17 protein-coding genes are annotated in these 21485 nt (G+C 52.4%); 5 read left to right on the top strand and 12 right to left on the bottom strand.

Features of this window, described 5'->3' with window-relative positions:
• Positions 1 to 42 precede the first annotated feature (42 nt).
• Complete coding sequence (locus tag EKM83_RS04410) at positions 43 to 486, bottom strand: MarR family winged helix-turn-helix transcriptional regulator (protein ID WP_125575416.1); 444 nt, start codon at positions 484 to 486, stop codon at positions 43 to 45.
• Positions 487 to 814: 328 nt separating this feature from the next.
• On the opposite strand from EKM83_RS04410, the gene EKM83_RS04415 reads away from it, so the two are divergent.
• The 5 genes from EKM83_RS04415 to ppx all read left to right on the top strand — a co-directional run bounded on the left by EKM83_RS04415 (position 815) and on the right by ppx (position 7131).
• A complete protein-coding gene (locus EKM83_RS04415) occupies positions 815 to 1387 on the top strand; it encodes a DUF5067 domain-containing protein (protein WP_125575417.1) in 573 nt (190 codons plus the stop codon).
• A 25-nt stretch (positions 1388 to 1412) separates the two neighbouring features.
• Positions 1413 to 2234, top strand: coding sequence for a LicD family protein (locus tag EKM83_RS04420; protein WP_125575418.1), 822 nt, complete (start codon positions 1413 to 1415; stop codon positions 2232 to 2234).
• Between the two features lie 269 nt (positions 2235 to 2503).
• The gene (locus tag EKM83_RS04425; protein ID WP_164505589.1) at positions 2504 to 4033 is read left to right on the top strand and encodes a Ppx/GppA phosphatase family protein; all 1530 of its coding nucleotides are present in this window, start codon (positions 2504 to 2506) and stop codon (positions 4031 to 4033) included.
• On the top strand, positions 4030 to 6195 hold the full coding sequence (locus EKM83_RS04430; RefSeq protein ID WP_125575420.1) for an RNA degradosome polyphosphate kinase: 2166 nt from the start codon (positions 4030 to 4032) through the stop codon (positions 6193 to 6195). The genes EKM83_RS04425 and EKM83_RS04430 overlap by 4 nt, the downstream gene beginning before the upstream one ends.
• Positions 6196 to 7131, top strand: a complete 936-nt coding sequence (gene ppx, locus EKM83_RS04435) for an exopolyphosphatase (protein WP_125575421.1) — start codon at positions 6196 to 6198, stop codon at positions 7129 to 7131. It begins immediately after the preceding gene.
• 246 nt (positions 7132 to 7377) lie between these two features.
• Here ppx and EKM83_RS04440 read toward each other — a convergent pair whose 3' ends face one another.
• The 11 genes from EKM83_RS04440 to EKM83_RS04490 all read right to left on the bottom strand — a co-directional run bounded on the left by EKM83_RS04440 (position 7378) and on the right by EKM83_RS04490 (position 21382).
• Positions 7378 to 9675 (bottom strand): nitric-oxide reductase large subunit, encoded by a 2298-nt coding sequence (locus EKM83_RS04440; protein ID WP_125575422.1) that lies wholly within the window; start codon positions 9673 to 9675, stop codon positions 7378 to 7380.
• Between the two features lie 387 nt (positions 9676 to 10062).
• Entirely contained in the window at positions 10063 to 10821 is a 759-nt protein-coding gene (locus EKM83_RS04445) for an ABC transporter ATP-binding protein (RefSeq protein WP_125575423.1), read from the bottom strand.
• Positions 10802 to 11770, bottom strand: a complete 969-nt coding sequence (locus EKM83_RS04450; protein WP_125575424.1) for an iron ABC transporter permease — start codon at positions 11768 to 11770, stop codon at positions 10802 to 10804. Before EKM83_RS04450 ends, EKM83_RS04445 begins: the two co-directional genes overlap by 20 nt.
• On the bottom strand, positions 11767 to 12660 hold the full coding sequence (isdE, locus tag EKM83_RS04455) for a heme ABC transporter substrate-binding protein IsdE (RefSeq protein WP_125575425.1): 894 nt from the start codon (positions 12658 to 12660) through the stop codon (positions 11767 to 11769). The genes EKM83_RS04450 and isdE overlap by 4 nt, the downstream gene beginning before the upstream one ends.
• Positions 12661 to 12672: 12 nt before the next feature.
• Complete coding sequence (locus tag EKM83_RS04460; protein WP_125575426.1) at positions 12673 to 13464, bottom strand: NEAT domain-containing protein; 792 nt, start codon at positions 13462 to 13464, stop codon at positions 12673 to 12675.
• A complete protein-coding gene (locus EKM83_RS04465) occupies positions 13448 to 14629 on the bottom strand; it encodes an NEAT domain-containing protein (protein ID WP_125575427.1) in 1182 nt (393 codons plus the stop codon). Before EKM83_RS04465 ends, EKM83_RS04460 begins: the two co-directional genes overlap by 17 nt.
• Positions 14630 to 14732: 103 nt before the next feature.
• Complete coding sequence (locus tag EKM83_RS04470; protein WP_125575428.1) at positions 14733 to 15470, bottom strand: NEAT domain-containing protein; 738 nt, start codon at positions 15468 to 15470, stop codon at positions 14733 to 14735.
• Positions 15471 to 15709: 239 nt separating this feature from the next.
• Entirely contained in the window at positions 15710 to 16018 is a 309-nt protein-coding gene (locus EKM83_RS04475; protein WP_125575429.1) for a hypothetical protein, read from the bottom strand.
• A gap of 1178 nt (positions 16019 to 17196) precedes the next feature.
• The gene (locus EKM83_RS04480; RefSeq protein ID WP_125575430.1) at positions 17197 to 18282 is read right to left on the bottom strand and encodes an ABC transporter ATP-binding protein; all 1086 of its coding nucleotides are present in this window, start codon (positions 18280 to 18282) and stop codon (positions 17197 to 17199) included.
• Positions 18283 to 19135: 853 nt separating this feature from the next.
• Positions 19136 to 20575, bottom strand: coding sequence for a glycoside hydrolase family 73 protein (locus tag EKM83_RS04485; RefSeq protein WP_125575431.1), 1440 nt, complete (start codon positions 20573 to 20575; stop codon positions 19136 to 19138).
• Between the two features lie 102 nt (positions 20576 to 20677).
• A complete protein-coding gene (locus EKM83_RS04490; protein ID WP_164505591.1) occupies positions 20678 to 21382 on the bottom strand; it encodes a glucosamine-6-phosphate deaminase in 705 nt (234 codons plus the stop codon).
• Positions 21383 to 21485 lie beyond the last annotated feature (103 nt).

A 21485-nucleotide genomic window follows, 5' to 3' on the forward strand; every position in this document is an offset into this window, starting at 1 on the left:
CCCTTCTCCCCCAAGACATGCTTGGGGTTACACCGAAATTTGTTACTTTTTCATGCGAGTCACCTGGCTGAAGTCGCGAATGAAATTCAAGATTTCGTGCGCCCGGTCATTGCCGTACACATCGACCCACCCTTGGAAACGGCGGTTGATGCGGTCACGAATCGCCCGTTCCGCCTTCGTACCCGCTGGCGTGGCCAACAAATACAACCGCCGGCGGTCATTTTCATCGGGCTGCTGCTGCAAATACCCTTGCTTCAACAGCACCTTGATCTGCCGTGAAATCGCACTACGCGTGACTTGCCGTTTGCTGGCAATATCCATGAGGGTCACGTGGTCATTTCGGGTGATTTCGCGGAGAATCAAATACTGTTCAAAAGACAAGTGAAACGCTTTGGCTGGTTCGGAAACAAACTCATCCAAATATTTTAATGAACTCATATAAACATCAATAAACGCGTCCAACAGCGGCTCTTCTGCTTCAGCCATGATTACCCACCTACATTTCTCAAAATACGATTTTTATCTTAGCATTTACGACCAGCAAATACCAGTCTTTTTCCTGGGTCATTCGGCGCTAGTTGCCCCGTCCTATGCTAGAATAGAGGCGTAGCCAGTTGCCGGTCTGTTCAGTCGTTTTTCGACTGGCACCTCAGGAAGCCATTGGGAAATTTGCAGTCGTTATTTTGCCATGACGGTGTAGCTCTATTGTACCGTCTATTCCCGGTCATTGCGGCAAAAATGCCTGTGGGGCGACCGAGTTTTAGCATTTCTTTACTTCTGGCGACGTTACGACTTGTTTTAGGGGGAGTTTTTCATGTCACATCTTAAATTACTGGCCGTCCTCAGTAGCCTATTGATCCTGGGCGGCTGTGCGACGACCAAACAGCCAAGTAGCCAACAGGAACCGCGGCGCCAGTCCTCATCGACCGTCGTTAGCAGCAGTCAGTCGAAGCAAAAGGCCGCATCCAGCAGTCAAAAGCAAGCATCGGCCACGACTTTTCGTAATCAGACGCTCACGATTGACCACACGACCTTTAAGCTAACGGGGTCCAAGGTGACCGCCAGCGCGACGGCCAACCGCAATTTATTCGTCTTGTATTACACCTTCACAAATCACCAAAACAAGGCCGTGGTGCCGATTGACCTTTGGCAAACTGCCGTCAGTGCCACGCAAAGCGGCAAGAATCTGACGACCGGCAACCTCGCCTTCACCACCAGTCAGACCAGTGACAACAATAAGCTGAACCGGACCGTGATGCCGGTCAAGGCGGGCCAATCAATCAGTGGGCTGGCCACCTTCGAACCCAAGTCATCGCAGCCCGTGACCGTGACCTTCAAGGATACCACTAGTAAAGTGATTCACCAGAGTCGTTACCCACTCGACTAAAATACGTTTTAGAAAGGACCTGCTTATGCCGCGCTTAATTGACCGTATCCACCAGGTGGAGCTGGGCAACTTGACCCAGTTCACTCAGCTCTGCCACGATTTGAACCTGCCCTACTTCTTGATGGGCGGTTCCCTACTGGGGGCCATTCGCCATCAGGGCTTCATCCCCTGGGACGATGACGTCGACGTGGGCCTGCTGCGAGCCGACTACGACCGCTTCATTGACCAAGCCCCCGCCGCCTTAGCGGGTACCCATTATTTCTTACAAACGCCCGCCAGCGACAAGAACTACGCGCTGAGTTACGCCAAGCTCCTGGACCGCAACACCTATATCGAAGAGAAAAACAACGTCAACAACGCCCGCAAAGGTATTTTCATTGATATTTTCCCATTGGATCGCATCCCCACGGATACCGCGGCGCAACGCGAACAACTCGCCAAATTCCAACTGCTCAACACGCGCTTGCTCCTGCAACTGCGCTATCATTTGGTGGACAATCCCCTGCGAAAGCTACAGAGCCCACTGAACGGTGAACAACTGGCGGCGGCCACCGAGCTGAAGGTCCAACGCGAGGCGCTCATGACCCAGTACCAAGCGGATACGCAATTACCTCAAGTCAAGAATCTGGCTTCACAATACGCCTATGACAAGGAAATTTATGACGTTGAGGAGTTAACTGACCTTATCTCCGTACCATTCGAGCAGTTAACTGTTCGCGTCCCCCGTAACTATGATAAAATTTTACAACGGCTCTATGGGGATTATCAAGCCTTGCCACCAGAGAGTCAGCGCACGGAAAAGCACTTGGAGCGGGTCATCATGGATAATCAGGTCTTCACGGAATAATCGCGGCAAGTCAAAATTCATCTGCTACGCTACGAATTTTGACTTTTCACCCATGGTCCAGACCAATTCTGGTATCATTATGAGTTAGCTAACAGCTTGGTGTGATATTGGTCAACTACCTGCCGCCTGCCGTTGCGCGAAACCTAGGCTGGAACGCTGGGGGAGGACGGCTCATATTGGGCGAACGGGAGGCGGCAGGCAGGCGGCAGGCAACTGTGAACACCAGTTTTGCAGGTTTTAGATAAATTAGTAGAAAGTAGATGAAGTTTATGGCTGATGACTATTTTGGCGCAATGCTCGTCAATGTTTCTAGTATCGAACTGTCGATCGTGAATTTGAAAACCGGCACCCAAACCGAGCGGGTCAAGTCGACCGTCGCCATCGGGGAAAATATTTACAACCATGAAGAAATCAGTTTCGAAACCGTGGCCGATGCCGTCGAGGCACTGCGTGGATTTCTTCAGATTTTGAAGGATTACGGCGTCACCCACTATAAATTATGGGGATCACAGGCCCTGTCATCGGCGCCCAACGCAGAATTCATGCGTGATCAGCTCTACGTTCGCACCGGATTGCACATCGAATGGCTGTCCTTAGGCGAAGAATCCTTCGTCCGCAACGAAGCCATTGCCTTAAAGCTCGACCGATATCATCACCTGGTCAAGGATCACGCGGCCATCATCGGCCTGAATTCCGGCAGTACCACGCTATCCTTCTTTGCCCACGGTGACTTGGTGGCCTCTCACAATATGAAGTTAGGTCCCATCCGCATCAAAGAGGTCTTACAAAATTTGCGGGCCACGGCACCCAATCCCGTGGATGTGCTGGACGATTACATCAATAGTAAGGTTGACGACTTTTATCGGTTCTTACCGGATGAAATGCAAACGGTCCCGAACCAAGTCATGCTCGTGGGGGCTGCCCCTCTCAATACTTATTTCATCCCCAAGGGCGACACTAGCTACACCCTTTCCATTAAGGAGTTCAATAAGTTTTGTGCCGACGTGTCCGGCGCTTCCAACCAATACCTCATGGAACGCCTGCACCTGACGGAAGAAAATGTTGAAATCGTGCTCCCGGTTGTGCTCTTGATCAAGAAATTGCTGACCGTGGTCCACGCTGAAAAACTCCACCTGGTCAACTTGAACGTCATCGACGGGTTGACCACCAACCAGGCTATCGAAGCCGGCTATCACAAATACCATTTCGACAATCAAATCTTAGCCGCTGCCGACGACCTGGCCCGCCGTTACCGCGTGGAACCCAATCACATGAACCTGGTACGGCGCTTTGCCTTGCATCTCTTTGACCAACTTAAACCGTTGCACCACTTGTCAACGCGTGACCGCCTGCTCCTTCAAGTAGCGGCCATCGTCCATGACATTGGCGGGTTCATTGATACCCATCAGCACTACTTGCACTCCGACTATGTGCTGAAGCAATCCGAAATGCTGGGCCTGTCGACTGAGGAAACCCAGATTATCGCGGCGGTCTCACGGTACCACAGCACCCGCACGCCGGCCGAGGACCTGGCCCATTTCCGCCAGCTCGACAGTGAAAAGCGCTTGGTCGTGGCTAAGTTATCCGCCATTTTACGGATTGCGGACGCCCTGGACGACGCCCACCAGCAGACGATTCAGCGCATCTCCATTTCCGTCCGGACTAACAAAGTGATTATTACCGTCTTCAGTGATGACGAACTGTCCCTCATCCGCTGGGCCTTCAACTACAAGGCTGATTTCTTCGCGGACGTCTTCGGCTTACAACCGGTATTGAAACAAAGGAGATTACACAAATGACAGTAGATTTTACGAAACCGAAGTACTACACCAACCGGGAGCTGAGCTGGTTAGACTTTAACGACCGGGTCTTGGAAGAAGCCCGCGACAAGGCCAACCCCCTGCTGGAACGGGTGCGGTTCTTAGGCATCACGCAGAGTAACGTTGATGAATTTTTCATGGTTCGGGTGGCCTCATTGTCTAAATTAGCCGCCGTTAACTATCCGAAGCCAGACGCCTCGGGCATGACGGCCGAAGACCAACTGTTGGCGGTCAACGCCAAGGCCCACGACCAAGTGATCAAACAGTATTCCACGTTGAATCGCATGTTGATTCCTGCGCTGAACAACCTGGACATCCACGTCCTGACGCCAGCAGAATTAACGCCGCAACAGACGCGGTTCATCGAAAAGTATTTTAATGACGAAATTTCACCAGCCCTGACCCCCATGGCAGTCGATAGCTCGCGGCCATTTCCGTTCATCGGGAACAACACCTTGAACATTGCGCTACGGCTCTACAAGAACGGCGACAAGAAGGACAAGCGCTTTGCCACCGTGCAAGTGCCTGACATCTTCCCACGGACCGTTCGCCTGCCTGGCGCTGATAACAGCTTTATCATGCTGGAAGACATCATCAAGACCTTCATTGGCAACCTCTTCATTGGCTACCAGGTCAAGGAAGCTGCCAACTACCGGGTCATTCGGGACATGGACTTGGATGTGGCCGAAGAAGATACGTCCGACCTCTTGAAGGAAGTCGAACAACAACTCAAGAAACGAGAACACGGGCGCGCCGTGCGGATGGAAGTCGAAGCGGGCATCAGTCAATCTTTGCGGACGCGGCTGATCAACTCCGTGGAAATTGCGGACTATGCGGTCTATGAAATTGGCGGTCCCATCGACCTGACCTACTTGAGCAAACTGGTCAAGCAGATCAGCGGTCATGACGACGAGAGTTATCCTGCCTTCACGGCTGCCCGGACGCCCGGTTTGCAGCATGACGATGACATTTTCCAGACCATTCGGCAACACGACGTTTTGGTCCACCACCCCTTTGATACCTTCGCCGGGGTCACGGAACTGATTCGTCAGGCGGCCTGTGACGACGGCGTCTTGGCCATCAAGATGACGCTCTACCGGGTCTCTTCAAACTCGCCGATCATCAAGTACTTGGGCAATGCCGCCCAAAACGGCAAGCAAGTCACCGTGCTGGTTGAAGTCAAGGCGCGTTTTGATGAGGAAAATAACGTCCACTGGGCCCAACAACTGGAAAAGATGGGCTGTCACGTTATCTATGGCCTGATTGGCTTAAAGACCCACTGCAAGTTGGCGTTGATTGTTCGCCGGGAACCCGACGGCATCCGCCGCTACATGCACATGGGGACCGGGAACTACAACGACGTCACCGCTCATTTCTACACCGACTTGGGCCTGATGACGACCAACACGGACATGGGGATCGACGCCTCCAACATTTTCAACATGCTGTCTGGCTACTCCGAACCCCCTTACTTCCACCAGCTGCACATGTCGCCCAACGGCATTCGTAACTTCATCGTCGCCAAGATCGACCAAGAAATCACCAATGCCCGCAACGGCCAAGACGCCTGGATTGAAATGAAGATGAATTCGCTGTCCGATTCCGCCATGATTGCCAAGCTTTACGAAGCCTCCCACGCTGGCGTCAAGATCAAGTTAATCGTGCGGGGCATCTGCTGCTTAAACGTTGGCATTCCCGAACTCAGCGAAAACATCGAGGTTCACTCCATCGTCGGCCGCTTTCTGGAACACAGTCGGATCTACGCGTTTGCCAACGCCGGTGACCCGCAACTGTACCTGTCCAGTGCCGATTTGATGACGCGGAACCTCAATCGGCGGGTCGAACTGCTCTTCCCAATTTTGCAAGACGACTTGCGGCAACGGGTCTTTGACATTTTCGCGACGCTCTGGCATGATAACGTCAAAACACGGGTTCTGCTGGCTGACCGCACCTATGCGCGGGTCGACCGGCGGGGGCTGGAACCGTTGGACGCCCAAGAGGCCTTCATGGCGCAGGCCACGGCCAAAATCAAGGCCAACGCCACCCACAAGCCGCAAGACAGCAATGCGCCGCGGCAGTTCAAACCCATGCTAAGTCCGAAGAATCAGCCTAAATCCCCAATCGATCGGAGTCTAGAATAAATGGAAAATTTAGTTGTCATTGACTTAGGATCAAACTCAGTACGCATGACGATCAGCGAAATTGATGAGGCCGGCAACCATAAGACCGTGACGGAGGAGAAACGCTACGTGCGGTTATCCGAAAACATGGGCACGGAACAGACTTTACAGCCCGCGGCCATTGAACGGACGCTAGCCGCCCTGGCTGATTTCAAGACCATCTACGATAAATTAGACGATGCCAACATCGTGGCGGTGGCCACGGCGGCAGTTCGCCAGGCCACCAACCAGAAATACTTCTTGAAGCAGGTCAAGGACAAATTCGACCTCGACTTCGACGTCATTTCTGGAGCGACTGAGGCCCGTTACGATTACGTCGGCGTGGTCCACACCCTGCCCATCATCAACGGTTTGTTGGTCGATACCGGGGGCGGTTCTTCAGAACTGATCCTGGTCCAAAACCGACAAATGAAGCACGTGGTCTCGATTCCACTGGGGTCCGTCACCTTGTCGCAAGCCTATCTGGAAAGCGACAAGGTCCAAGCGGATTCCCTCTTCGCTGCGATGACGTTCGTGAATAACGTGTTCAACGACGTCTGGTGGTTGCGGGAGGCCGCTAACCTCCCCGTGATTGGTCTGGGTGGCGCCAACCGAACGCTGGCAAAGATCAATCGCCGCACTAAGAACTTCTTAAACTTTGAAGACGTCCACGGCTACAAGCTCAACGCCACCGACGTTTACAACACCCTGACTCAATTGCTGGGACTCGACCTGGCAGAGCGCAAAAAGGTGCCGGGATTGTCCAAGGACCGGGCCGACATCATCATCGGCGGTCTGATTCCGGTAGCGCTGTTGATGCGGCTGTTGGATTCGCAACAGATCACCTTCTCCAACGCCGGTCTGCGTGACGGGGTCCTGTACGACCGCATCGAACAGATTAAGGCCGCGATTGACTAACATACTGTCACAGCTAATCATCGCAACACTCGTCATCATGCGACTAAAATTATCGACAACAGACTGAGTCATCACTCGGTTGCTATCGAAAAACAGGCAGAAAATTCTCCAGAAACGAGAATTTTCTGCCTGTTTTTGTTCATGTCTTTTTGATTTAACTGCTAAAGATTGACAGATGATTGCCTACCGTCCGCCAAATATGGGTTGGCACACGGTAGACTCCTGGTTTCATCAATCCAATGCAAGCTATTGAATATCGTAGTCCACTGGATTGATTTTCTTCGAGGCTGGCTTCAAGTGGAACATGGCCCGTAAGAAGATGATTCCAATGATGACTACCCCCGCCGTGAAGATGATATCTGGAACCGACCGGGCAATCGTTAAGCCCTGAATGATTGGTTCCTTGTAGAAACTCATCTGCCGAGCGTGCCAGTAACCGAAGTCTAAGGCGTCCTTTAATTGCAGGAAGCCCATTGGCATCAAGGTAATGAAGACCATGCCGGCCAAACCGATGTTAAATAACCAGCAAGCCCATTTGACCCATTTTTCGACCTTAGCCGTCCAAAATTCTGGTTTGGTCAGATGCCGCATGGCAAAGAGCATGATGGCAATCGAGAAGAAGCCATAGACCCCCGCCATGGAAGCGTGGGCATGGGCCGACGTCCATTGCGTGCCGTGTTCAAAGAAGTTGATGGCCGGTGCGTTGATCAAGAAGCCTAAGGCCCCGGCACCCAGCGCGTTCCACAACCCGGTCGAAACCAGGAACATGAAGGTCCCTTTGTATGGGAAGTCCAATTGACTGTCGCGGTAGACCTTGTAATGCGTGTAGGCCTCCCAAACCAGCAGACACAGTGGAATAACTTCCAAAGCGGAGAAGCATGACCCGAGGGCCAACCAAATGGAATGGTCCCCTTCCCAGAAGTAATGGTGTCCCATGCCGACGACCCCAGTCCCCAGCAAGAGAATCAACTGGAAGTACAGAGCGCGAATCGTGGATTTGATCGTCGTTAATTTCATATCGACTAACAAGTACCCAATTAAAATGACGGCAAAGGATTCAAAAATCCCTTCAACCCACAGATGGACGATCCACCACCGCCAGTAATCGGCGAAAGTCACGTGAGAATTTGGCAAAATAAACAGTGACGCCAAGTAAAAGGCCGGAATGGCAATCGACCCACTCAGCAACAGCTGGAGCAGGCGTGAGCGGTCCAGATTCTTCTTGATCTTGATGGCTGGTAAGAACCCGCGGCAAAGAATGATGACCCACAGGACCATGCCTAAGATAAACAGAATCTGCCAGAACTTACCCATTTCTGCGTATTCCCAGCCGTAGTGACCGAACAGCCACCACTTGCTGTTGATGATGCCTAACGTGGACCCCCATTCGCCCAGCATTGAGCCGGCGACCACGATGAGTAACGCGTAAAATAACGTGTCGACCAGGAAGCCTTGGCGTTTAGGTTCGCGGCCCAAGACTCGCGGCGTGATGTAAATCCCCGTCGCCAGCCAAGCCGTTGCGACCCAGAAGATGACCAGCTGTAAGTGCCAGGTCTTCGCCAGGTTGAATGGCCAAATATTTTGTAGCGGAATCCCGAAGAACCCGTTTTCCACGTAGTAGTGCGCCAGCAGCTCCCCTAAGAGGACTTGAATGAAGAACATTCCCATGACGATCAAGAAGTACTTGGCCGCCTTGCGCTGCGATGGCGTGATTGGTTCATCCGTCTTGATAGCACCAATCTTGTCATAGTCCAACGTGTATTCCATGTCGAAATGATACCGCTTGTAAAAGTAGATGACGACACCGACACCCGCGACCAGTAAGGCCACTGACAGCGCCGTCCAGACCATCGCGTCACTGGTCATCACGTTGCCAGCTTCGAGGTCATACGGCCAGTTGTTGGTGTACGAGTAGGTTTGTCCCGGCCGATTGGTCGAGGATAACCAGGCACCCCAGAAAAAGAAGAACGTCAGCTGGTCGATCTTGTCGCCCCGCTGCATGAAGTCATCCGTGTTGTTGCGAATCATATTTTCTGGCATCCCAGCCTGCCGCGGGTTGTTACGTAATTGATGCCGATAATAGCTGGTTAAATGATTTAACCCCGCGGTCTGGGCCGTCGTCAACGTTAACTGATCCGTTTTGGCATCGTAACGGTTCTGACGAATCTCCTCTTTGACCTTGCCCTTGATACCGGCTTGTTGCTCGGCGGTCAAGGCTTTAAAGGACTTGCCATACTGCTTGTTGCCATAGTATTGGTACATCCCCTGAATATAAACGTGTAATGCCTGGGCCGTGTAATCTGGACCGAAATAAGTCCCATTTCCCAGGTAGCTCCCGTAATCGGTGAGCCCGTATTTTTCGTAGACCGCTTGTCCCGAAATTAATTGTTGCTTGGTCACTAACGTCGTCCCGTTTTGGCTGACAATTTTCGTTGGCCGTGGGGCTTCATTCTTAAAAATCAGCAAGCCACCAGCAATCAAAATCGAAAACGCAATCACCAACACCCACAAAAGTGTTTTATTAAGCCGTCGATAGGTGCTCATTGACCTTCCCTCCATCACTAAAATTTGCGCGTAGCTTATTGACCGCATCCCCCAATTAGCTGACCTAAACCGCGTACATCGTTAGGATAAAGCGCTTCCATCGTTTTGTAAATATAAAGTTATGTCCAATTGTATATAAAATATTATATATTGAACGACTGATAAGCGGCTAAACGTTGGTCTCATCAGTTTCCTAACAGACTAATTTACCGATTAAAAAATCGCAATTATTCACCAATCAGGTGATTAATTGCGATTTGCTTTAATTGATTTGATTTTGTTTAGCTTGGCAACTCCAGTTGGCGCTGGTCGCCTGCCGGTTCCAGCTCATATCGCGCGGACGGTAAGGCGACCAGCTCAAGCCAACCTCGGCAGCAAGCGTCAAACTCACTGCGGAATCTGGACAATGTAAGGCCCGAGCTGGGGCACGTCGACGATTTCAATCGGCGTCGCAAAGGCCCGCGCCAATAGCGTCGCGTCGCGCAAATCAGCGGGCGTGCCGCTAGCCACTAATTGGCCCGCCTGCAACAGCCACAACCAATCACTCTCGCGAAAGGCCTGATTGATGTCGTGCAGTACCTGGATGACCGTCATGCCCTGTGCCGCCAACTGCCGCAACTGGGTCATTAGGACCTGTTGGTAGTGGACGTCCAGGTAGGTCGTGGGCTCGTCTAGCAACAACACACTGGGTTCTTGCGCCAACGCTGCGGCCAACCAAACACGCTGCTGCTGGCCCCCCGAGAGGTCTTGCATTATCGTGTCGGCCAGGTCCGTCAAGCCGTTAGCCGCCAAATAAGGCGTGACCTCGGCCGGCGGCACCGCCTGTAATAAGCCGTGATACGGCAACCGCCCCGTGGCCACAACCTCGCGCACCGTCAGCTCATCATACAACTGATGGCGTTGCGTGACCATGGCGACCTGCTGGGCCAGTACCTTGGGTTTTAACTGCGTCACGGGCTGCTGGTCGAGTAAAATTTGCCCGGCTTGGAGCGGTAGTCGTTGGGCCAGTAGGTTGAGTAGCGTAGATTTGCCCGCACCATTAGGCCCAATGATCGTGGTGACCTGCCCTGGTGGAAAGGTCCCGGTCAGGTCGTGTAGCCCCTGCGGCTGGTGGGGATACTGATAGCTAACGTGTTGACATTCCATGAAATCCTCGCCCCCGTTGTAGCAAAATGATGACAAATGGTCCGCCAATGATGGCCATCATGGTCGCCGCTGAAATCTCGCTGGGCACGATGACGGTCCGCCCCAAGGTATCCGCGGCTAGCATCAGCCACGCCCCCGCTAGCATTGAAAACGGCACTAGCGTTTGGTAATCGTGGCCGACCAGCCGGCGAGCGACATTAGGAATTACGATACCAACGAATGGAATCGCACCGACCACGGCCGTCACACTCACGGCCAGGTACATCCCCAGCAGTAGCAGACTCCAGCGAATCACGTTAACCGGCACACCGACGTTCTTTAAGGCGCTGTCGGTCAGTTTCAGGTAATTGGCCCAGGGTGCCAGTAACAAGGCCCCAATGAGCCCGAGAATGCCGAGAATCAGGACTGTCGTCGCATCGGCCCAGGTCGTCCCGTTAAACGTGCTATGACTGACCTGCGCGGCGCCACTGCTCAAGAGCTGCTGGAGACCAACGAAGGTCGCATCCAGTGCGACCCCGACGATGATCAGCCGATACGGATCGGCTAATGCGCGGCCACTGGTCAAGATGACCAAGGCGACCAAACCGCCGACCACCGCCATCACCCAATTTCGGCCGGGTAACCATGGCAAAAGCAAAGCCCCACCCAGTTTGAAAAAGTCCGCCGCCGAACTAATTCCCAAGATACTGGGGTCCGCGATGGGATTGCGAAAGACCGCTTGAAACAAGGCGCCGGCCACGGCCAGACTGCCGCCACAGATCAGACTACTCAAAATCCGCGGTAACCGCAGGGAAAAAACGGTCACAAAGGCCGTGCTCCCCGGCTCCCGCGCGGCTTGAACCAACTGCGGCAACCCGAGCCAAGTGGTCCCCGCCATCAAGGCGATCACGCCGGTGGCCAGTAAGAGCACGATGACCCCACCGTACCACCAGCCGCTATTTTTCGTCATGCGGTCGCCCCCTTGGGATACAGCCACTGACTCACTTGGTCTAAGGCCGTGACGACGCGCATGTTGGCGGTCGCGTCAAAAATGGGCTCTTGCAGATCATAGACGCGGTGGTGCTTGACCGCCGATGTCTTGGCCCACATCGCATTCCGTTTGAATTCTTGCTTAAATTGTTGCGTGACCATCTTGGGCATGGCGTGCTCTAGGCGCAAAATGACCTGCGGATTGGCCTTTTGAATAGCCTCATCGTTGGGTTGTTGATACTCTTGATTACTGCTAGTAAAGACGTTGTTGCCGCCCGCCAGCCGGACCAAGTCGCCCACGTAAGCGCGGTTCGTGGCCACCATATAACTGGCGCCGGGCAAACCCATCAAGACTAAGACTCGTGGCCGTGGTCGGCCCTTAGCCTGCTGGCGCGCATGGCGTTTGGCCTGATTAATGTGGGCATTTTGCTTAGCTACGGCCGACTGCCGGTCGTAACGTTTCCCCAGCTGCGTTAGCGTGGTCTGTAGATGCGCCACACTGGTCAGGTCTAGAAAATGGGGCGTGACGTGTTGGGCCTTAAAAGCTTTGCCAAATTGGTCATTCAGTGTGGTCACAGAATAGACCGCCGTGGGCTTCAATGCCGTAATCTTCTCCACGCTGGGATTCATGGGACTGCCGACCTTGGTGAGGTGCTGATAACGTTGCGGTAAAGTGTTGGCCGTCGTCGGTACTCCGACTAGCGGTAAATTCAGCTTATCGGCGATCTGCACGATGGCATAGGTCGTCGCCACAATGCGCGGCTGAGTCGCCCGGCGTTGGTGCTGGTGCCAAGCGACTCCCCCGCCAATCAGGCCGACGACCAGGATGACTACTAAGGTTGTCAACCCAATGGTTCTTGGATTCTTCATTTCTGCTGCCCCCTAATGCCGACCGAAGTACCACCAGCTGCCACCGCCGACTAAGACGATGATGGCAACGGCCCCACCGATCAGGCCGCCCCAATGCGTCTTTTGTTGGGGAACCTGGTCAGCTTCCGCCGTGCTCTGCTGTTGCGACTGGCTGCTGGTTGCCGACGACTGACTGGACTGACTGCTAGTCGCACTGGACTGGCTCGTCTGCCGACTGTGCTGGCGCTTGGGCGTCTTGGTCGCTGGTTTGGCCGCAGACGATGCGTGACTACTCTGCGTGGTCGCCGGTTGATGATGGCTACTAGTCGTCGCCGACGTGGTCTTGGTCGTTTTCGCCGCGCTGGTCGCTGGTTTGGTCGACGTCAACGCTGGCAGTTGATTGGTCTTGAATTTAAAGGTGATCAGGTGCTTGGCCTTGTAGACATCGGGAACGTCGATGGCTAATTTGGCATTGACCTTGCGTTTCAAATTGGTCGTGGTGAACGCGTAGTACAAATGCGAATTGCCCGCGCTGTCCTTGGTCTTACGCACATTTTCCGGCGCATGACCGTCGACTGATAGCACCGTGACCGGCCAACTCGTCAGCTTCTTAGCGGTCTTAATGTCCATGGTCACCACGTAGGCGTGATGCTGCACGGTCACCTTAGCGGGATGGACGAAATACCCGCTGGCCATGGAGGTCTGATTGGTGCCGTACTTCAGTGCTGAATAATCCAGCGACTGAGCGTGCGCGGTCATGGGCAACAGACTGGCAAGCACCCCCAGCGTCAGGACGAGGATCACCGTTTTAATGCTTTTTAACATAAATGCTGCCTCCTAACCCTAAGATGCCCAGGACCATGATACCCGCCAGCGGGGCTAGGCCGTGACGCTCACCGGTTGCCGGGAGTTCCGCCTTGTGCTGGGGCTGAGCACTGCTGCTACTGGTGGTAACACTGCTAGTCGCGGGCGCCGCTGCGTTCTTGTTTTGGGGCAAGACGCTCACGTTGGCCGCAGCCGCTTGATCCGCCGCCCCACTCCGGGCAAACCGGAAGCGGACGGGAAAGGTCTGGCTGATGTTCATGGCCGGTACCGTGACGTGAATGCGGCCCGGAATTAATTTCTGGGTCAGCTGACTTGGCCGTTTGACCGTAAAGGCGTAGCGCAGGGTGTAGGTCTTACCTTGCTGACCATACGTCACGTTTTGCGGCTGCTGGCCGTTGATCGATTCGGGCACGACCGCCCGGCTCCCCAGTTTCAGTGACTTGGCGTAGGCGACCTTGAGGGTTACCTGATAGCCGCTACCCTGGGGCGTGACCGTGGCCACGTCCGTGTAATACTGGTCGGCCTCTGACTTGGCCATCTTGCTGCCCTGCAGGACCTGGTAACGCCAGTATTCGGACTTAGTCGTGGTTTTAGCTGCCTTCGACGTCTTTGTGCTGGTCGTGGTCCCCGTCGTCTTGGGCACCTTGATGCCGGAACTACTGCTGGTAGCTGGAATCAACTTGACCGCCTGGGCAATCAAGTCGCTGGTCGCGGTGCTGCTGCTCAGCGACTTGGCATGGCCCCAGTTCAGGGTCAACCGTGCCGTCTCGTTCATGGCGCCCAATGGCGTGGTCAGGCTAAAGGTCGTCGTCAACGGACTGGTTTGTTTGGTCAAATTGAACTGATAAATGGTCTGTGACTTCGCCGTCTTGACCTTGGTCACCGGTTGCTTGGCCACGGTCATCGACTTGATGTACTGCGCACCGTTGGAGGTGATCAACACCGTGTACTGGTCGTCATTCACGCGCACGACCGCTGACTTGCCAAAAAACTGACTCGCCGTGGAGGTCGCAGAACTATCGGCTTTCAAAATCTTGAGCGGCACTTGATAAATGCCGTTGGTCAAAGTGGCTGCGTGTCCGCTCACGGGTTGACCCCAGACCAAGAGTGCCAGGCCGACCATGAGCCAGCCAAGCAGCCGGAATAATTGCTGAACGTGTTTCATGAGTGCTCCCCCATTTCTTTCGTTGTTGTTTTTAAATTGGCTCACGTTTACTTGCATAACCAAAAAATCACCACCGAAACCGGTAGTGACTTTACCACTTCACTTACTTAACAGTAACAGTCTTCGTCACGGTCTTGTAGCCGGCCTTGGTGGCAGTGACCTTTAACTTCCAGCTCTTCTTCACAGCCTTCTTCAACTTGACCGTGTAAGCCTTCTTCTTAGTCGTCACCTTACCTAAGGTCTTCTTGTTGTGCTTGACCGTAACCTTAGCGCCCTTGGTCGTGGTCCCGCTTAACTTCTTGGCCTTGGCCTTGATCTTCTTGGTGCTCAGCGCAACCTTCTTGGCCTTGGCCTTACTGGTGGCCTTCAAGCTGCTGGTGTTAAATTTCAGGGTCGCAGATTCTTGCATCTTAACGGTTTGCCCGTTCATTGGAACGGCTAAACTAAACCCAATGACTTGGTCCTTCTTCAAGTTGACGTTGCTGAAGGTATATGTATTGCCGCTAGCTACCTTCTTGACTTGTGCGTCCTTGCCGCCCAACGTCAATGCTTGGATGAATTTGTTGCCGGCAGCGGTACCCTTGATGGTGACCGTGGCCTTCTTATTCTTTACGCTGACCGTGGCCTTGCTGCTCAGGTATTGTGCCGCTTCGGATGCCGTCGTGGTCCCCGTCTTGTAGACGTTGAACTTGATGCTGTACTTACCATTAGCCAGTTTAGCCGCATTCAAAGCAGCCGCTTGTGCCGTTGGCGTTGGGGCAGCGACTTGGTTCAGGGAAATACCGGCCCCCGCACTAGTCAGCATTAACAACGCACTCATCACAGTTAAAGATTTTTTCATAAAATGTCCCTCCAAAACAAAAAATATGTGTATTAGTGAATCCGTTTTCATAGTAGCACGATTACTAGTTGAGTACCACAATTTTGTAGCCAATCCAACTAACAATTGGTTTATATACTGATAGATGACTGCCTGCCATGGCAACGCAAAAAGCCCCCACGTCGGCCTAAGCTGCGCTGGAGCTGTCATCGTTTTTGATAAAGTTAAGTGACCGATTAAATGCGGCCCACCACTAACAATTACCCAATATGGTTTTCATGCAAAATTGCGGCGACTTCCTCTTGCATCTCCGGCGTGCGTTTCCACTCCTGAAATTCAGTGAAGTCCTCAGCTGGCATCGTGTAGTTCTCATTGACATAGTCCTCGTAGGCCTGCACGTGTGGCGTGTGGGCAATGTTAAGTTGGAGGATGCGGACCTGCTTGATTAGCTTCCGTTCAACCGCTAGCTCAGCCCGGCCGTTTTGTACCATGTCACTGATTTCCATGTACTTGCTGCCGTCAAGGCGCGTAATTTCCTCGATCAATGTAAATGTCTCATGGCTTTTCATTACAATCACCTCCACACAATATTTCTATTATACCGTGATTTTGGGCAAAACAAAACCACTACCAGGGAATGGCAGTGGTCGGCATAAGAGAGAAAGAGAATTGATTAGAAGGTAATTATTAATACCTTACGAGATATAATATACCGGTTTTTGTAAGCGCTGTCAATACTTTTCAGAAAATAGTTGGTAATTTTCACTATTTTTTTGTGATATGGCCATGGGGCTTGACGATTTGTGGGCTGTAATCGCCTGCTGATCCGGCTTTAGTTGTTCGTTAGTGAATTTACCAACTATTGGCTATTCCTGGAAAACTTTTAGGTGGCAACACAACTTGGCGATTGCTTCCAAACACACTTTTCCTTTAGATAAAAAAGGTTAAGAGATGAAAATCAGCCAAAAAAATTGTCACCACGCGACTCACGGCGTAAAAATTAGTCGTTTACAGCTTCGTAGTTTGAGCTGACCGCCTACCGTCCGCCAACTATGGGTTGGAACGCGGTGGGCGGACCGGACCGAGCCTGAGAAACGGTCTCGGCCTCGCTTTGAGCCGAAAATCACGTCTCAAAGACGCCAGTTGTCTAAGCGGCATGAACCACGCCACTAAGACAACTCCCACGGCTGAACCCATATTTGGCGAACTCCCGGCTACAAGTGTGCTTGCTAGTAACAGTTAGTTTAGCCACAAGTAGCAACTGATTTGACAACTAGTCCTTAATTAGGACAAGGTTGCTGATCATCGCTAACACGCCGGAGGCAGCCAGAGATGTAGCCAGCTGTGTCGACGGTGTTGGCTGAGGTTTTGTCTCAGCCTACAGCGTGGGGCGACTTTGGAGACTGGCGGGTTTGCCAGGCTTCAAAGCGAACCGGAAGACCGTTCCTCAGGCTGGAGGTGTCCGCCATAGCAGGCGGAATCTTTGGCTGACGCAGGCTCCTGGTTTGACTAATTTCAGTGAACAGGATACTGTCCTTTCGGGAATTACCGCGTTAATGCTACTCTCAACGTTTCGTTAAACAAAAAGAGGCTGGATTGCTCCAGCCCCGCCATTTAGTCTTCACCAAATGAGAGATAAACCTTTATTCAATTCATTGGGAAATTAAATAAAGGGGTAAATAAATGGTAACTTAAAGATACCACGATAAATGATAAAAATCTATCTATTTTCTTATCGAGTTTTAATTTATTTGACGTTAGTGGTCTTGTTCTGGTCGTGCAGAACGGTTTCTGGGTGCACGATGTTACTTGGGTGTTCGATGACTTCGCCCAGCGAGTGGCCAGAAATGTTGACCAGACAAGCCACGACAAAGACTACGGCGACAACACTGGTCAATAGCCGGTTGCCCCAGCTCATCTTTTCACTGATGACGGAACCGTAGAAGTCCTTCTTGACCTCGGCTGCCACATTACGGTCAGTTGGTGCTGCCGCCTGACGTTCCTCGGTGACTTGCTTTTGGTAAGCGTCAATATCGAATGACTTCTGATTGGTCTTCATTTGCCGTTGGAAGTGCTTCTTTTCCTTCTTGGTCTGGCTCTTGAACCACTTGGTGAATTCGCGGTAGTGCTTGACCACGTCCTTGGTTGCGCCGATTTCTTTCAGCGTACCGTAGTGGATCCAAGCAACTCGGTCACACAGGATTTCGACTTGCTTCAAGGAGTGACTGACAAAGACGATGGTCTTGCCTTCATCCTTGAATTCGGAAATCTTGTCCACACACTTTTGATAGAAGGTGTCATCCCCGACAGACAAGGCTTCATCAATGATGAGAATGTCTGGGTTGACGTGCACGGCAATGGAGAAGCCCAACCGTGACTTCATCCCGGAAGAATAGCTCTTAACGGGTTGGTATAAGAAATCGCCAATATCCGCGAACGACACGATATCATCCATCAAGGCGTCAATCTCGGGATTGGTCAGCCCTTGCATCAAGGCCTTCAACCGAATGTTTTCCAACCCCGTCAGGTTGCCCCGTAAGCCGGCCCCAATCGCAATGATCGAGGTATCGCCGCGAACGTCGACTGTCCCCGTCGTTTGGGGAATGATGCCAGAGATGATGTTGGACAACGTGGACTTTCCAGACCCATTGACCCCAATCAAGCCCAGTGTTTCACCCGGCTTCACTTCCAGGGAAATTCCCATTAGTGACCAGAAGTGCGGCACCGTAGAATTGCGTAGCGAGAAGAATGACCGGAGTTTTTCGGCTTGACTCTTGTATAGATCGTATTCCTTCGTCACGTGTTGTACTTTAATTTTGTAAGAATTATCCATGAATTAAACTTCCTAACTCAGTTTTTGCGTTACCTACGTGCCCGTCAACGTACCAGGCTCAGTCTGTTGTATTATACCAAAAATTTCTGACTTGTGGGTAATTTTCCGTGAGCTTTAGCACTTTGTTAAGGACCGGCTGGTAAAAAGCGTCAGCTAGCAGGCGGTTATCAGCTAAAAGCTGATAGACAAAAATCAACTAGAAGCATTGCCACCACACGACTCAAGTCATAAAAATCAGTCGTTCGTAGCTTCGTAGTTCGAGCTGGCCGCCTACCGTCCGCCAACTATGGGTTGGAACGCGGTGGGCGGACCGGACCGAGCCTGAGAAACGGTCTCGGCCTCGCTTTGAGCCGAAGCCCACGTCTCAAAGACGCCAGTTGTCTAAGCGGCATGAACCGCGCCGCTAAGACAGCTCCCACGGCTGAACCCATAGTTGACGGACTCTCGGCTACTAAGGTGTACGCTAGTAACAGTCGGCTTAGCCCCAATCAGCAGTTGATTTAACAACTAGTCGTTGACTAACACAGTATTGCTGATGATCGTCACTCTTCGCCGGAGGCAGCCAGGGTGAAGCCAGCTGTGACGACGGTGTTGGCTGAGGTTTTTTCTCAGCCTACAGCGTGGGACGACTTTGGAGACTGGCAGGTTTTGCCAGGCTTCAAAGCGAACCGGAAGCCCGCCTCTCAGGCTGGAGGTGTTCCCCATAGCAGACGAAACCCTGGCTGACGCAGGCTCCTGGCTTCACTCATTTTAGTAGACAAAACGCTGTCGCTCCGGGAATCAACGTATTCATTCATCCTTCAGGTGAACAAAAAGAGTCTGGGGATTGTCCCAAACTCTTCGGTGAACTTACTTAAGCTAATGCACGCGAATCGACCCAGTAATTGGTCTTGTCGCCACTAAATTTGAATCGATACCAAGTCGTGCCGTAGGTCGTTTTCACGCCCTTATAGTTCACGGTGACCTTGGTGCCCTTCTTCACACCCTTCGGCCAATCAAAGGTCTGTTGGTTGAAGTGGGTCTTCTTCACGTGGTTGTACAAATGATACTTGCTGTACTTGGCACTCAGCTTCTTGGTACCACTGGCGTTGGCGTAAGTCACATAGTCGTACTGCGGACTAGCTGCGGCCTCATTGGCGGCGATCCAGTACTTCTTATCGCCGACCTTGATGCGATACCAAGTGGTCTTAACGCCATCTTGCGTCCGGATGGCCTGGTTATCGGCCGTGTAAGACTTGGCAGTCAGCGCCTTTAACTTGCCCATCGACTTGGCTAGGTACGGCGAATTGTAAACGTGGTTATAGTAGTAGCCACTTAAGGCATTGTTGACCTTGACTTTCGCTGTGCCCTTGCTGTACTTCACCGTCGGCAGGGTCAATGCCTTACCGTAAAGCCAGTACTTCTTGGCTGAAGCACTGTTGCTAAATCTGATACGGTACCAAGTGGTCTTGTTACCGGCGGCCGTGGTCTTCACGCCCCGCATGTCCAGGTAAACCTGCACACTTTGCCCTGCCGGTACCTTCTTCCAAGCCGTCTTGGTGATATTTGCTCGCGTCCCCTTCACGTGGTTGTAGAGCCGGTAACTGGTGTACTTACTGTTCAACCGCGCCGTTTGCCCACTGGCACCGCCGTAATATTTCGCCGATGCATATGTCGGTTCTGGCTTCGCCGTCGTCGAGGACTCGGATGACGAACTGCTGCTAGAGGATGCGGAACTGCTTGCGCTCCCGTCCAGCAACGTGTTCAACCCATAGGTCTTAATGATTGAGATTAAGCTGGAGCCATAAGTTGGTGATGTCGCATAAGTATTGGTCAAGGCGTTGGCCGCATCGCTGTACGTGGCCGCATTTTCCCGCCACGTGCCACTGTATAACGCGGGATTGTAGCTGGTGCCACCCCGCAACAAGGTCGCGTTGTCGGTCATCGACGCCTTGGCACTGGGATATTTACGGAAATTCGCATCCGTGTAATACAGCTGGCCGTTACTATCGTATTCTGCCGTTTGCATCGTCACGGACTGTCCATTATAACTACCCTTGATACCAAAGTAATTATTGGCCGTCGTGGTCAGCGTGCTAGTCCCCCAAGCACTTTCCAAAGCCGCCTGCGCCATCATGACGGACGGATACAATTTATACTTATTCGCCACCGAGGTGACGGGACTTTTCAACGTTGAAATGAAAGTTTGGGGATCGGTAGTCGCCGCATGACCCGTTCCCTTACCAATGGTGAGACCACCGAGACCCGCGCCAACAATCAGCGTGGCCAGTAGCCATCTTTTTGTTCGTTTCATTTTACCGGTTTCCCCCTTAAAATCGTTTCCAGGTCAAGAATACCATATCTGGACCGGGTGCAGAAAGGGAAATTTAAGAGAAAACGCGGTTGACACAAAGACTTAATCTAACTGACTCGCAGCGGCTTCATCCAAAATCACGGTCACGTTCGGATGAGTCTGCAAATAACTGGCCGGAACGTCTGGCGTAACGGGGCCTTGGATCATAGCAGCGACGGCGGCCGCCTTGGCTTCACCGTAAGCCACAATTAAGATTTGCTTGGCCTTCAAGATGGATCCGATACCCATGGAGTAAGCGTAGCGCGGCACTTCATCGGCATTGTCAAAGAACCGGGCGTTGGCGTCGATCGTCGATGCCGTCAACGTGACCTTGTGGGTCGTCGATTCAGGGTCCGTGCCGGGTTCGTTAAAGCCGATGTGCCCGTTCTTACCCAAGCCTAATAGCTGTAAATCAATTGGATTGTCCGCGATGATTTGGTCATATTCACTGGTTGCTGCAGCGGCGTCCAAGTTAGCACCGTCTGGCACGTAGGAATGGGCAAATGGCTTGGCATTGAATAAATGTTGTTGCATGAAGTAATGGTAGCTTTGTGGGTGATCCGCACTCAAGCCCACGTATTCGTCTAGGTTGACCGATGTTAACTGACTGAAGTCCAAATCACTGGCCACGAGTTGTTCATAAATCGTGACTGGCGTGCTCCCAGTGGCCAAGCCCAGTACCTTTGCCCCGTTTTGTAAGGCGTTCTCAAAGACTTGGAACCCCGCTTTGCCGCCTGCCTGCTTGTCACTGACAATTTGTACATTCATATTCGTTAATTGTTTCATATCATTCAGTCTCCCTCTCTTAATGGTATAGCCCAATTATAAATGCTCTAGACCAGTTTTTCAAGCTTTTTGCTCAGGAGTTTGG

The organism is Levilactobacillus angrenensis (assembly GCF_003946085.1).
Taxonomy (GTDB): Bacteria; Bacillota; Bacilli; order Lactobacillales; family Lactobacillaceae; genus Levilactobacillus; species Levilactobacillus angrenensis.

Excerpts from the sequence above, each read along its gene's own strand:
- EKM83_RS04410 (WP_125575416.1), bottom strand. The coding sequence starts at position 486 with ATGGCTGAAGCAGAAGAGCCGCTGTTGGACGCGTTTATTGATGTTTAT.
- EKM83_RS04415 (WP_125575417.1), top strand. The coding sequence starts at position 815 with ATGTCACATCTTAAATTACTGGCCGTCCTCAGTAGCCTATTGATCCTG.
- EKM83_RS04420 (WP_125575418.1), top strand. The coding sequence starts at position 1,413 with ATGCCGCGCTTAATTGACCGTATCCACCAGGTGGAGCTGGGCAACTTG.
- EKM83_RS04425 (WP_164505589.1), top strand. The coding sequence starts at position 2,504 with ATGGCTGATGACTATTTTGGCGCAATGCTCGTCAATGTTTCTAGTATC.
- EKM83_RS04430 (WP_125575420.1), top strand. The coding sequence starts at position 4,030 with ATGACAGTAGATTTTACGAAACCGAAGTACTACACCAACCGGGAGCTG.
- ppx (WP_125575421.1), top strand. The coding sequence starts at position 6,196 with ATGGAAAATTTAGTTGTCATTGACTTAGGATCAAACTCAGTACGCATG.
- EKM83_RS04440 (WP_125575422.1), bottom strand. The coding sequence starts at position 9,675 with ATGAGCACCTATCGACGGCTTAATAAAACACTTTTGTGGGTGTTGGTG.
- EKM83_RS04445 (WP_125575423.1), bottom strand. The coding sequence starts at position 10,821 with ATGGAATGTCAACACGTTAGCTATCAGTATCCCCACCAGCCGCAGGGG.
- EKM83_RS04450 (WP_125575424.1), bottom strand. The coding sequence starts at position 11,770 with ATGACGAAAAATAGCGGCTGGTGGTACGGTGGGGTCATCGTGCTCTTA.
- isdE (WP_125575425.1), bottom strand. The coding sequence starts at position 12,660 with ATGAAGAATCCAAGAACCATTGGGTTGACAACCTTAGTAGTCATCCTG.
- EKM83_RS04460 (WP_125575426.1), bottom strand. The coding sequence starts at position 13,464 with ATGTTAAAAAGCATTAAAACGGTGATCCTCGTCCTGACGCTGGGGGTG.
- EKM83_RS04465 (WP_125575427.1), bottom strand. The coding sequence starts at position 14,629 with ATGAAACACGTTCAGCAATTATTCCGGCTGCTTGGCTGGCTCATGGTC.
- EKM83_RS04470 (WP_125575428.1), bottom strand. The coding sequence starts at position 15,470 with ATGAAAAAATCTTTAACTGTGATGAGTGCGTTGTTAATGCTGACTAGT.
- EKM83_RS04475 (WP_125575429.1), bottom strand. The coding sequence starts at position 16,018 with ATGAAAAGCCATGAGACATTTACATTGATCGAGGAAATTACGCGCCTT.
- EKM83_RS04480 (WP_125575430.1), bottom strand. The coding sequence starts at position 18,282 with ATGGATAATTCTTACAAAATTAAAGTACAACACGTGACGAAGGAATAC.
- EKM83_RS04485 (WP_125575431.1), bottom strand. The coding sequence starts at position 20,575 with ATGAAACGAACAAAAAGATGGCTACTGGCCACGCTGATTGTTGGCGCG.
- EKM83_RS04490 (WP_164505591.1), bottom strand. The coding sequence starts at position 21,382 with ATGAATGTACAAATTGTCAGTGACAAGCAGGCAGGCGGCAAAGCGGGG.